Origin of the sequence: Streptomyces sp. NPDC056347, assembly GCF_042262625.1 — a bacterium.
In the GTDB taxonomy this organism is placed as follows: domain Bacteria; phylum Actinomycetota; class Actinomycetes; order Streptomycetales; family Streptomycetaceae; genus Streptomyces.
In genome coordinates, this window is the sequence record NZ_JBHJQP010000038.1 from 37,552 (window position 1) to 49,562 (window position 12,011).

General features: G+C 73.0%; 12 protein-coding genes. 4 read left to right on the forward strand and 8 right to left on the reverse strand.

Annotated elements, in window-relative coordinates:
- Positions 1-29: 29 nt before the first annotated feature.
- The 7 genes from ACFCV8_RS11980 to ACFCV8_RS12010 all read right to left on the reverse strand — a co-directional run bounded on the left by ACFCV8_RS11980 (position 30) and on the right by ACFCV8_RS12010 (position 6,692).
- Entirely contained in the window at positions 30-707 is a 678-nt protein-coding gene (locus ACFCV8_RS11980) for a DUF2064 domain-containing protein (RefSeq protein WP_376685180.1), read from the reverse strand.
- The gene (locus ACFCV8_RS11985) at positions 704-1,471 is read right to left on the reverse strand and encodes a glycosyltransferase family 2 protein (protein ID WP_376685181.1); all 768 of its coding nucleotides are present in this window, start codon (positions 1,469-1,471) and stop codon (positions 704-706) included. The genes ACFCV8_RS11980 and ACFCV8_RS11985 overlap by 4 nt, the downstream gene beginning before the upstream one ends.
- Positions 1,472-1,600: 129 nt before the next feature.
- Positions 1,601-2,680: an NAD-dependent epimerase/dehydratase family protein gene (locus ACFCV8_RS11990; protein WP_376685182.1), complete on the reverse strand. Its 1,080-nt coding sequence runs from the start codon at positions 2,678-2,680 to the stop codon at positions 1,601-1,603.
- Positions 2,681-2,768: 88 nt separating this feature from the next.
- Positions 2,769-4,058: an FAD-dependent monooxygenase gene (locus ACFCV8_RS11995; protein ID WP_376685183.1), complete on the reverse strand. Its 1,290-nt coding sequence runs from the start codon at positions 4,056-4,058 to the stop codon at positions 2,769-2,771.
- Between the two features lie 11 nt (positions 4,059-4,069).
- Entirely contained in the window at positions 4,070-4,705 is a 636-nt protein-coding gene (locus ACFCV8_RS12000) for a maleylpyruvate isomerase family mycothiol-dependent enzyme (protein ID WP_376685184.1), read from the reverse strand.
- The gene (locus ACFCV8_RS12005; RefSeq protein WP_376685185.1) at positions 4,702-5,529 is read right to left on the reverse strand and encodes a fumarylacetoacetate hydrolase family protein; all 828 of its coding nucleotides are present in this window, start codon (positions 5,527-5,529) and stop codon (positions 4,702-4,704) included. The genes ACFCV8_RS12000 and ACFCV8_RS12005 overlap by 4 nt, the downstream gene beginning before the upstream one ends.
- Positions 5,530-5,531: 2 nt before the next feature.
- Positions 5,532-6,692 carry a cupin domain-containing protein gene (locus tag ACFCV8_RS12010; protein ID WP_376685186.1) on the reverse strand — a complete coding sequence of 387 codons (1,161 nt, stop codon included), beginning with the start codon at positions 6,690-6,692 and terminating at the stop codon, positions 5,532-5,534.
- Between the two features lie 67 nt (positions 6,693-6,759).
- Between ACFCV8_RS12010 and ACFCV8_RS12015 the strand changes: the two genes are divergently transcribed.
- The gene (locus ACFCV8_RS12015; protein WP_376685187.1) at positions 6,760-7,536 is read left to right on the forward strand and encodes an IclR family transcriptional regulator; all 777 of its coding nucleotides are present in this window, start codon (positions 6,760-6,762) and stop codon (positions 7,534-7,536) included.
- A gap of 221 nt (positions 7,537-7,757) precedes the next feature.
- Here ACFCV8_RS12015 and ACFCV8_RS12020 read toward each other — a convergent pair whose 3' ends face one another.
- Positions 7,758-8,417 (reverse strand): TetR/AcrR family transcriptional regulator, encoded by a 660-nt coding sequence (locus ACFCV8_RS12020; protein ID WP_376685188.1) that lies wholly within the window; start codon positions 8,415-8,417, stop codon positions 7,758-7,760.
- A 184-nt stretch (positions 8,418-8,601) separates the two neighbouring features.
- On the opposite strand from ACFCV8_RS12020, the gene ACFCV8_RS12025 reads away from it, so the two are divergent.
- Genes ACFCV8_RS12025 through ACFCV8_RS12035 form a run of 3 tightly spaced genes read left to right on the forward strand, consistent with a single transcriptional unit; the run spans position 8,602 to position 11,983 of the window.
- A complete protein-coding gene (locus ACFCV8_RS12025) occupies positions 8,602-10,149 on the forward strand; it encodes a bifunctional 3-(3-hydroxy-phenyl)propionate/3-hydroxycinnamic acid hydroxylase (RefSeq protein ID WP_376685189.1) in 1,548 nt (515 codons plus the stop codon).
- Between the two features lie 35 nt (positions 10,150-10,184).
- Positions 10,185-11,126, forward strand: coding sequence for a VOC family protein (locus tag ACFCV8_RS12030; protein ID WP_376685190.1), 942 nt, complete (start codon positions 10,185-10,187; stop codon positions 11,124-11,126).
- Complete coding sequence (locus tag ACFCV8_RS12035; protein ID WP_376685191.1) at positions 11,126-11,983, forward strand: alpha/beta fold hydrolase; 858 nt, start codon at positions 11,126-11,128, stop codon at positions 11,981-11,983. Before ACFCV8_RS12030 ends, ACFCV8_RS12035 begins: the two co-directional genes overlap by 1 nt.
- Positions 11,984-12,011: the final 28 nt, after the last annotated feature.

Sequence of the window (12,011 nt, forward strand, 5' to 3'; positions counted from 1 at the left end):
GTACCGCGGCGGTGCGGGGGCTGCCGCGTTCACCGGGTCCCGGCCGGGGTCAGCAGGGCGAGCGTCGCCGCGAACCGGCTGTGCGGCGCCGCGGCGGCGACGGCGACGGCGTCCTGCGCGGTGTCCACATCACGCAGCCGCGGCAGGTCGCGGACGGTCAGCCCGGCCTCGACCAGCCGTCGGCGCTGGACCGCGCCGGTCTCGGGTACGGACATGGGGACGCCGAGCAGGAGTTCCGGGGCGGGGGCGGCCAGGCCCAGCGCCCAGAAGCCGCCGTCGTCGGCCGGCCCGAACCAGGCGTCGCAGCCGTCCCAGGCGGCGGGGCAAAGCGCGGCGGCCAGGTGGGCGGCGTTCACCTGGGGGGTGTCCATGCCGATGAGGAGCGTCGGGCCGGTGCAGCGGGCGAAAGCGGCGGCGATCCGTTCGTCGAGGCGGCCGGTGCCCTGCGGCAGCACCTCGATGCCGGGCGGCAGCCATGGTCCGGGCCGTCCTTCGAGGACGACGGCGCGGCGCCGGGCGGGCAGGGTGCGCACGGTTCGCAGCGTGTCGCCGAGCGCCGCTTCGGCGAGCCGGGCGGCCTGGGAGGGGGTGAACGGCGGGGTGAGCCGGGTCTTGACCCGGCCCCGCACCGGTTCCTTGGCGATGACCAGCACGGTCGTGGGGCCGGCCGGGCCCCCGCCCGCGCCGGGGCCGGGCCGGGCGCTCACCGGGGCACCCCCGGGCGCACGGCTCCCGGTGCCGTCCCGGCCGGCGGCCGGCGCAGTACCGCCCGCATGTCGTGCACCGCCTGCCAGGTGCCCCGCCAGGTGCCGGTGACCTTCGACTTCCCGCTGCGGGGGCGGTACGGGACGTCGGTCTCCGTGACCCGGAGCCCGGCGTCCGCCGCGCTCACCACCATCTGCAGCGGGTAGCCGCTGCGCCGGTCGGTGAGGCCGAGGGCCAGCAGGTCGGTCCGGCGTCCGGCCCGCATCGGGCCGAGGTCGCGCAGGCGCAGGCCGGTGCGGCGGCGCAGCATCCGGGCCAGGGCGATGTTCCCCGCGCGGGCGTGCAGGGGCCAGGCGCCGCGGCCCTCGGGGCGGCGGCGGCCGAGCAGCAGGTCGGTCTCGCCGTCGGCGATCCGGCGTACGAAGGCGGGGAGCAGGCCGGGGTCGAGGGAGCCGTCGCAGTCGCAGAAGCAGACGAACTCCGCCTCGGCGGCGAGCAGTCCGGCGTGGCAGGCCGCGCCGAAGCCGCGGCGCGGCTCGTGCACGACGGTGGCGCCGAGCGAGCGGGCCAGTTCGGCCGATCCGTCGGTGGAGCCGTTGTCGACGACGATCGCGCGCCAGCCGTCCGGGACGGCGTCCAGCACCCGGGGCAGCGCCGCGGCCTCGTCCAGGCAGGGCAGGACGATGTCGGCGGGCGGGACGGGAGCGTGTGCGTGTGCGTGGGCGGACGACGGGCCCGCCAGGGGGGAATCGGTCACCCCACTCACCTTACGGAGCGAAACCGGCATTTCGGGCGCCGCTTTCTTACGAAAAATGGGGCGCAGGTTTCCCTGCGGCGGACGGGAGCGGACGAGGTCCGTGCGTGCGGTACGCCCGAACCTCCGTTCTCAGCGCCCTCAGTGCCCTTGGGCGCGCGGTCCCGTCTCCCGCAGCGGGGCGGTCGCGAACTCCGCCATCCCCTCGGCGAACCCCTCCCGCGGCTTCCAGCCCAGCTCGTCCCGCAGCCGCCGCGAGTCCGCCGTGACATGGCGTACGTCTCCGAGCCGGTACGCGCCGGTGATCTCCGGGGCGGGGCCGCCGCTCGCCGCGGCCAGCGCCGAGGCCATCTCGCCGATGGTGCGGGGCTGTCCGCTCCCCGTGTTGTAGGCGGCGAAACCGCCCGGCCCCCGCCCCGCGACGGCCTCCAGTGCCACCGCGTTCGCGGCGGCCACGTCCCGTACGTGGACGAAGTCCCTGCGCTGGCGGCCGTCCTCGAAGACCTGCGGGGCCTCTCCCCGGGCCAGCGCCGACCGGAAGAAGGAGGCGACGCCGGCGTACGGGGTGTCGCGGGGCATCCCCGGCCCGTACACGTTGTGGTACCGCAGGGAGACCGCCGACCCTCCCGTGGCGCGCGCCCAGGACGCGGTGAGGTGTTCCTGGGCGAGCTTGGTGGCCGCGTACACATTGCGCGGGTCCGTGGGTGCCTCCTCGGCGACCAGGCCGGGCGCCAGTTCCGCACCGCAGTGCGGGCAGCGCGGCTCGAAGCGGCCCGCGTCCAGGTCCGCCACCGCCCTCGGTCCCGGCCGGACCGTGCCGTGACGGGGGCAGTCGTAGCGCCCCTCCCCGTACACCACCATCGAACCGGCCAGGACCAGGCTTCGCACCCCCGCCCCGGCCATCGCCGCGAGCAGCACCGCCGTCCCGAGGTCGTTGCACCCGACGTACTCGGGCGCGTCCGCGAAGTCGTTCCCGAGGCCGACCATGGCGGCCTGATGGCACACGGCGTCGATGCCCCGCAGCGCCCCGTCCACCGCTTCCCGGTCGCGGACGTCCGCGACGATCCGCTCGGCGTCGCCGTCCTCGGGGACGGCCGGTGGCCCGCCGTGCACCGAGGGCAGCAGCGCGTCGAGCACGACCGCGTGGTGCCCGGCCGACGCGAGGGTGCGGACGATCTCCGACCCGATGAACCCGGCTCCGCCGGTGACCAGTACGCGCATGGCGCCCACGCTAGGCCGCCGGAGCGTCACCCGGCCGGTTCCGGGCCCGGCGCGTCACGGGGCCGTGGAAGATGCACCCGGACGCCGTTCACACCGCGCTGCCCTCCGGTACGGGCGGCATGTCCGCCGGTTTCGCCGGGTCCGCCGGGGCGAGCGGGATCGGGGTGAACATGGGGGGCTCCTGGTCCGGGGTCAGCGCGGTCGGGCCGTAGAGCCAGTCGATGAACGTGTAGTCGTACGTGTCGCGGGCGCGCAGCAGGGCGTTGCGCTGTTCGCGGGCCGTCCCGTCCAGGTGCCACAGCTCGCCCCATGCGCGGGAGGTGCTCAGGACGCGGCGGCAGTGTTCGGGGCGGACCGCCTCGTAGGCGGCGAGGGCGGCGGCCCAGCCGACCGTGCCGTCCTCGGCCCGGTTGCGGGCGACGTGCTCGCCGAGCACCCAGCCGTCCTCGATGGCCATGATCGCGCCCTGGGCGATGTACTGGAGCGGCGGGTGCGCGGAGTCGCCGAGCAGCACGATCCGGCCGTGCACCCAGGTCATGACCGGGTCGCGGTCGAACATCCGCCACCACTTCTCCCGCCACATGTACGGCAGGCCCTCCCGGACGAAGTCGCAGGTACCGGCGAAGGCGGCGTCGAGCTCGTCGGGCGTGCCCCAGTCCTCCCGCCCGGCGAGCGCCTTGCGCGACTCGAAGACCGCGACCTGGTTGAGCAGTTCGCCGCCGCGCAGACCGTAGTGGACGAAGTGGCACGCGGGGCCGACGTGCACCACGACCTCGCTGAGGTCGAGGGAGCTCACCCGCGGCTGCTCGGCGGGCACGGTGCCGCGGTAGGCGACGTACGCGGAGGAGACGGGCTCGTCGTCGACGAGCAGCTTGCGGGCGACGGAGTTCAAGCCGTCGGCCGCGATCACCACACCGGCCTCGTGGGTCCCGCCCGAGGCGAGGGTGACCCGGGCACCGGCGTCGGTGTTCTCGTACGCGACCACCTCCGCGTCGGTGACGAGTTCGACCCCGGCCCGTTCGCAGGCGCGCAGGAGCAGGCCGTGCAGGTCGCTGCGGTGGATGACCAGGTACGGGTAGCCGTAGCGCTTCTCCAGGTCGCGCAGGTCGAGCCGGGTCAGCTCGTCGCCGTCGACCGCGTCGCGCATCACCATCGCGTCCGGGACGACGCCGAGGCTCTTGGCCTCCTCCAGGAGTCCGTAGTCGTCGAGGATGCGGGTGCAGTTGGGCGCGAGCTGGATTCCGGCGCCGACCTCGCCGAAGGCGGGGGCGCGTTCCAGGAGGCGGACGCCGAGTCCCTGGCGGGTCAGGGAGATCGCGGCGCCGAGGCCGCCGAGGCCGCCGCCGACGACGAGCACATCGGGTTCGGGGTGGGACATGGTTCAACTCCTCAGAGCCACGGGCCGAGTTCGGCGGCGTCGGCGAGTGTGTGCGGGCGGCCGGCGAGCCAGGCCGCGATCTCCGGCAGTGGCCCGTCGGGCAGTTCGGCCAGTCGGCGCTTGTCGCGGATCTCCTCGGCCAGCGCGGTCAGGAAGCCGTCCGGGAGGTCGGCGAAGGTGGTGCCGGTGGCCAGGTCGACGGCGTGGACGCACGTTTCGCGGGCGCGCATCCACGGCAGTTCGGTGGCGGGTACGGTGCGGCCCTGGGCGGTGACGACCTCGTGCCGCCACTGTTCGCCGGTCAGCCCGTCGAATCCCTCGGCGAGCCGCTCGGCGGAGTCGGCCAGCCAGGACCGCAGTTCGCCGGGCGAGAGGGCCGGGCCCCTGGCGATGCCCTCGGCGCGCTCCTCGGCGGAGGCGTACATGGGCGTCTCGTCGCCGGTGGCCGCCCAGTGGACGAGGTTGCACAGGGCGTCGGCGTTGGCGGCGACATGGGCGGCGAGGTGCTTGCGGGTCCATCCGGGCAGCGCGGTGGCGGCCGAGAAGCCGGTCTCGTCGAGGTCCGCGACGGCGGCGAGCACCAGCCGGGTGCCGGTGCGGGCCCACTCCCGGGCCTCGGCGAAGGTCCGTACGGTGTCGCCGGTCATGCCGCGACCACCTTGTTGGTGCAGGCGCCCAGTCCGGAGATCTCGGTGACGACGTTCTGGCCCGGCAGCAGGAAGACCTTGGGGTCGCGCGCGTTGCCGACACCGGCGGGGGTGCCGGTGGCGATGATGTCGCCCGGCTTGAGGCTGATGACCGTGGAGATGTACCGCACCAGGAACACCGGGTCGAAGAGCAGCGTGCCGGTGTCGTCGTGCTGCATGACCTGTCCGTCGACGACCGTCCGTACCTCCAGCGAGGGGCGGACGCCGCCGACCTCGTCGGGGGTGACGACGTACGGGCCGACCGGGGTGGTCGCCTCCCAGATCTTGCCCTGGGTCCACTCGATGGTGCGGAACTGCCAGTCGCGCGCCGAGATGTCGTTCATGACGGTGAATCCGGCGATGGCGTCGGCGGCCTGCTGCTCGTCGGCACGGCGTACCGTCCTGCCGATCACGACGGCCAGCTCGACCTCCCAGTCCAGCGCGTCGGTCTCGTCCGGCTTGACGATGTCGTCGCCCGCGCCCAGCAGCGTCTCGGCGAACTTCGGGAAGAGGGTGGGATGGCTGGGCAGGTCCCGGCCCATCTCCTTGATGTGGTTGGTGTAGTTGTGGCCGACGCAGATGACCTTCGAGGGGTTCGGGACGACCGGGGCGAAGTCCGCGCCGTCGACGGGGTACGTGGTGCCGGTCGCGGCGGCGGCCTCGGCCCGCCAGTCGGGCCGGGCGAACAGTTCGCCCAGGTCGGTGTGGCCGAGGTCGACGTGGTTCTCGCCGTCGAGGCGGACCGCGCGGGTCCCGGAGGCGGTGCGGATGGTGGCGAGCTTCATGGTCAGGCGTCCTTCTGGGTGCGGTCGAGCTTGAGCGCCTCGAAGACGGGCGCGTCGGAGAAACGGAAGAGGTCGAGGGCGCCGGAGCCGGAATCGGTGGCGCCGGCCTCGGACCTGACGGAGAAGGGCTCCCAGGACGGGACGGCGAAGAGGTCGCCGCGGGTCACCGTCCAGGACCTGTCGCCGACGGTCACCGTGCCGGAGCCGTCGAAGACCTGGTACACCGACGAGCCGGTCTCGCGCACGGGCGCGGTCTCCGCGCCGCGGGCGACGCGGTGGAACTCGGCGCGGAGCGTGGGCAGTACGTCGGAGCCGTCGTGCGGGTTGGTGTAGCGCACCGCGGCGTGACCGGGCTCCACGGTGCCGGCGAAGCCCTCCTTCTCCAGCAGGAGCTGGTCGCGCAGGGCGGCGTCGGTGTACTCCCACTTGTAGGAGAGCAGCGGGCTGCCGGGCGCGACCGGTCCGGCCGACAGCGGGCGCAGGCCGGGGTGGCCCCACAGGCGCTCGGAGCGCGACCGCTCCGGGGTGGTCCGTTCGGCCTCGCTGATCTCGTCACGGCCGAACTCGAAGAACTGCGCCTCGGTGACGTACTGGAAGGGGATGTCCAGGCCGTCGATCCAGGCCATCGGTTCGGAGGTGGCGTTGTGGTGGGCGTGCCAGTTCCAGCCCGCCTGCGGGAGGAAGTCGCCGCGGTTCATGGGGACCGGGTCGCCGCCGACGACCGTCCACACGCCCGAGCCCTCGACGACGAAGCGGAAGGCGTGCTGGGTGTGCCGGTGCTCGGGGGCGTCCTCGCCGGGCATGAGGTACTGGATGGCCGCCCAGAGGGTCGGGGTGGCGAACGGGCGGCCGCCGAGCGAGGGGTTGGCCAGCGCGATGGCCCGGCGCTCGCCACCGCGGCCGACGGGAACCAGGTCCCCGGCGCGGGCCGCCAGCTCCCGCAGCCGCTCCCAGCGCCACAGGTGCGGTACGGCGCGCGAGCGCGGGTGGGACGGCATCAGGTCGCCGATCTCGGTCCACAGCGGGACGAGCAGTTCGTTCTCGAAGCCCCGGTAGAGCTCTTCGAGGGCCGGGGTGACCTCGGGCCGGCCCGCTGCGGCGACAGCCTGGAGCCGTACCGGGGAACCCGTGGCGATGTCTTGGGCGTTGGAGGTCTCAGTCACGGGCTCAGCGTGCAACGCTTCTGGTAAGAGAACATGGAGATTCTGAAGAGCAGAACCAGAGGACGTCATGGACAAACCGCTGAAGACACCGCCGCCCTACCCGATCGCGAGCGTGGACCACGCACTGCGCGCGGCCGCCATCCTGCAGCTGGAGGGCGGCGCGACCGTCTCGCAGATCGCCGAGCGGCTGGGCGTCGCCCGGTCCACGGCCCACCGGATCCTGGCGATGCTGGTGTACCGGGATTTCGCGGTGCAGGACGAGGACCGGCTCTACCGGGCGGGACCGGTGCTGGAGCTCGCCGCGCACTCCCAGTCCCTGGTCTCGCGGCTGCGCGCGGCGGCCATGCCCCACCTGCACCAGGTCGTCGACCTGCTCGACGAGACCGCGAACCTGACGGTGCGCACCGGGGGCACGGTCAGGTTCATCGCGAGCGTCGAGTGCCGGCAGGCCCTGCGGGTCGGCTCACGGGAGGGCATGGTGTTCCCCGCGTACCGCACCACGGCGGGGCTGCTCCTGCTGGCCGAGCTGTCCGACGAGGAGCTGGACGAGGTGTACGCCCCCGGGCCCCGCCCCGACCGCCCGGCCGACGGACCGGACCCGGCCCGCCTGCGCACGGAGCTGAAACGGCTGCGCCGCAACGGGTTCGCCGTCAACAAGGAGCGGTCCGAGCGGGGCCTGATCGCCATCGGGGTGCCGGTACGCGACCGGGACGGCACCGCGCTGGCCGGCCTGTCGGTGTCGATGCCCAGCGTGCGCTACGACCCGCACCAGCTGCCCGCCACGGTCACGGCCCTGAACGCCACGGCGCGCGCGCTGGAGGACGACCTGGCCGAGCGCCGCTGACCGGTCGATCCGACCGCCCGTACGCGAGCACCGCGACCGGGCCTCTCCGTGGGCGGGTCCTGCGACCCGCCCCGCGGTGCGCGCACCGCGATCCGGCCCGCCCGCTCGGAAGCACCGCGCCCTGCCCGTACGCGAGCACCGCGCCCCGGACCGTCCCGCCCCTGCCTTTACGGGTGCGCCCCGGTGGCCGCACCCCCCGCACCTCCGCGCCCCCGCGCCCGTCAGGGACACGCACGCGCCGCGATGGACTCACCGAGGGCCGCGACCGCGTCGGTGAGCAGCTCCATCGCCTCGGTCATCGAGCGGGACGGGTCGGCCCGCCAGGCGACGAAGGCCCCGTCGAAGCCCGCGATGGCGAAGTAGTCCAGCCGGTCGGCCACGGCCTGCGCGACCTTTGGCCCGTACTCGGCGAACGATTCGGCGATCATGCGGTTCATCCGCGCGCGCCCGTCCCGCCGGACCCGTTCGAGGATCCGGTCGATCTCCGCGGCCTCCGCGTCCTTGGCCGCCTCGGCGTTCATCACCAGGATCAGGTGCAGCCGCAGGAAGTCCGGGTTGGCGAGAAACACCTCTCCGGTGCGCCGGAGGTACCAGCCCAGCCGCTCCCGTACGCTCCCCTGCCGCGGCGGATCCTCCTGCGCCCGGGCCATGTCCCGGAAGAAGGCGTAGGCGCCGCGCTCCATCACCGCGCAGAGCAGCCCGCCCTTGGATTGGAAGTGGTGGTAGACCGCGCTCTTGGGCAGCCCCGACTCCCGGCTGAGCTCCGACAACGTGGTCGCCGCGTATCCGCGTTCGGCCATCAGGCGTGAAGCGACCTCAAGGATCTCGTCCCGGGAGCGCCGCCCTCTGCGGTTGCCGGTCATGTCGCGCCTGGGTTCCACGCCCTGAAGCATACCCGCGCACGGCCGAGTGGATCTTAGGCGGCCCGAGGCGGAACAGCGGCTGATTCTGCTGTGCGGAATCCGCGTTGCACCCTCTTGACCTGCATTTTCAGTCGTGTGACAGTCCGCACTATTGGACTGAACGACCGGTCCAAAACTTGGCACGACCGGCAAGGAGGCCGCCATGCCCCAGAACTTCGACGCGGACGTCGCCGTCATCGGCTACGGCCCCACGGGCGTCGTCGGTGCTCTGACCCTCGCCCAGCAGGGCGCGCGAGTGATCGCCTTCGAACGGGACCGGGACATCTACCCCCGGGCCCGTGCGGTCACGGTCAACGACTGGACCATGCGGATCTTCCAGAGCCTGGGCATCGGCGAGCGCGTCGAGAAGGTGATCGACCCGCAGCGCGCGCTGCGCTGGGTGACGTACGACGGGCACGAGGTGATGCGCATCGAGCATCCGCCGTCGACACTCGGGGCGGGACCGCGCTTCTACAACATCTACCAGCCGACCATGGAGGCTGAGCTGCGCTCGTGCGCGCAGGAGCGCGAGGACGCGATCTCGGTGCGCTACGGCGCCGAGGTGACCGAGATCGAGCAGGACGACTCCGGGGTCACGATCACCACCACCGACACGGCCACCGGCGAGGTGAGCCGCTACCGCACCCGGTACGCGATCGCCGCGGACGGCGGCAGCAGCGCCACCCGGCAGCGCCTGGGCATCGAACTGCTCGGCGACACCAACGAGGTCACCTGGGTGGTCATCGACTGCCGGGTCAAGCGCTGGTGGCCCGACCGCAACTTCCTCACCTTCTGGACCGACGCCGAGCGGCCGGTCGTCGACATCGCGCTGTCGGCCGGCAACCACCGCTGGGAGATCCCGCTCAAGCCGCACGAGACCGAGGCCGACTTTCCCACCAGCGCCGAGGTGTGGCCCCTGCTCAAGGCGATGGGCGTGAGCGAGGACGACGTCGAGATCCATCAGCACGCCTTCTACCGGCACCACGTACGGTCGGCCCGGACCTGGCGCTCCGGACGGGTCTTCCTGGCCGGTGACGCCGCGCATCTGATGCCGCCGTGGGCCGGGGCCGGGATGCAGACCGGAATGCGCGACGCGCACAACCTGGGCTGGAAGCTCGGCCGGGTACTGGCCGGACAGCTGCCCGAGTCCTGGCTCGACACCTACGAGGCCGAGCGCCGCCCCAACGCCGACTTCTACACCGGACTCGCGGTGCAGCTCGGCCGGGTGATCAAGCAGGAGGCGTCCGAGGAGGAGCGGGCCGCGCTGTCCGCCCCGCCGCCGGAAGGGCGCGTCACCCCCTTCGAGCCGCCGCTGATCGCGCCGCCGGTCCTGGAGGCAGGCTGGCTGCGCGGCCCGCTCGGCGACGCCAGCATCGTCGGCCGGATGGTGCCGCAGCCCGTGGTCGGCGACACCGTCGGCCGGATGGCGCGGCTGGACGAGCTGCTCGGCGACGCCTTCGTCCTGCTGGGCGACGATGTCGATCCCTCGACGCTGCTGACCGAGGAGGAGCGCGGTCAGTGGGACGCGCTCGGCGCCCGCTACCTCGCGGTCCGTCCGCAGAACGCCTATACCCAGGGGCCCGACGAACTCGTCGACCTGGAGGGCGTGCTCGGCTCCTGGCTGCGCCGGTACGGCGTCCGTGCGGTGGCCCTGCGCCCCGACCGCTTCGTGGCCGCCGCCGACACCAGCGGCCTCGGCGTCCCCGCCTGACCGCCCGTCCATCTGTCTTCAAGGAGGGATCTCCCATGAGCGGAGTCAAAGAACTCGCCTACGTCGTCTACGAGGTCGGCGATCTCGCCGACTGGGAGCGCTTCGGGATCGAGCTGCTCGGCATGCAGCCCGGCGAGCGGGGCGAGGACTGGTTCAGCCTGCGCCTGGACGAGAAGGCGCACCGCTGGATCGTCACCCGGGGACCGGCCGACGACCTGGCCGCCAGCGGGTACGAGGTCGGGAGCGACGCCGAACTCGACGCGCTGGTCGAGCGGTTGCGGGCCGCCGGCCTCCAGGTCGACGAGGAGGGCGCGGAGCTCGCCGCGGCCCGCCGGGTGGAACGGATCTTCGCCACCACCGACCCCATGGGCAACCGCGTCGAACTGGTCACCGGCCTCGCGGACGCCGACACCCCGTTCGCCTCCGGGTCGCTGCTCGGCGACTTCGTCACCGGGGCCGGCGGCGCCGGACACCAGGTGCTCCTGGCCCACGGGGTGAGCCGCGAGGAGTACCTCGGCTTCTACCAGGACCTGCTCGGCTTCAGGATCAGCGACATCATCGTCGAGGAGCTGGCCCCCGGTGTCGTCGCCGACCTGATCTTCCTGCACTGCAACGGCCGCCACCACAGCGTCGCGTTCGGCGACATGCCGTCCCCCAAGCGCACCCACCACTTCATGGTCGAGGTCACCGACATCCGGGACGTGGGCCTGGCCTACGACCGCTGCATGGATGCCAAGCAGCCGTTCGAGATGACGCTCGGCATGCACCCCAACGACCAGATGTTCAGCTTCTACGTCTTCACCCCCTCCGGTTTCTCCGTCGAGTACGGCTGGGGCGGGCTCGTCATCGACGACGCCACCTGGCAGGTGCGCACCCTGGACCGGCTGCACAGCTGGGGTCACCGCCCGCCGGGTGTGGTGGCCGAACTGCTGGCCGCCGCGCCGTCCCCGCTGGACACCGAAGGAGGAGAGAACTGATGGCACTCGACAGGGAACAGATCACGCGTACGGTCACGACCCGCGACTGGTCGCTGCGCTACTACGAGGCCGGCTCCGGCCATCCGCTGGTGCTGCTGCACGGCAGCGGCCCGGGGGCGACCGGCTGGAGCAACTTCAGCGGCAACATCGAGGCGCTCGCCGAGCACTTCCACGTGTACGCCGTCGACATGCCCGGCTGGGGCGAGTCCGACCCGGCCACGGTCGACCAGCTCGACCACGTCGACGCCGCGATCCAGTTCCTCGACGCGCTGGGCATCTCCCGCGCCGCCTTCGTAGGAAATTCCATGGGCGGCCAGACCTCACTGCGCCTGGCCACCGAGCACCCGGAGCGGATCAGCCACCTGGTGACCATGGGACCGCCGGTCGGACGCATCCCGAGCCTGTTCGCGGCCGGTGACGGGCCGTCCGAGGGCCTGAAGGTCCTCATCGAGGCCTACCGGGACGCGAGCCCGGAGAACATGCGCCACCTGGTCGAGATCATGTGCTACGACAAGGCACGTTTCGCGACCCCCGAACTGTGCGAGGCCCGCTCCCAGGCGGCCCTCGCCCGCCCCGAGCACCTGTCCAACTACGTGGCGGGCCTGCCGCAGGGAGCTCCGCTGCCCCGCTGGGTGGACCCGGCCCGGCTGAGCGACATCGCCGTACCGACCCTGCTCATCCACGGCCGCGACGACCGGGTGGTCCCCTTCGAGAACTCCCTGTACCTCCTCGCGAACATCCCGGACTCCCGCCTGGTCCTGCTCAACCGCTGCGGCCACTGGGCGATGATCGAGCACGCCGAGGAGTTCAACCGCCTGGTCATCGACTTCGTCAACGGAAACCCCACCGAAGCCTGACCGCCCCACCCCGGCCATGGATGCGGGC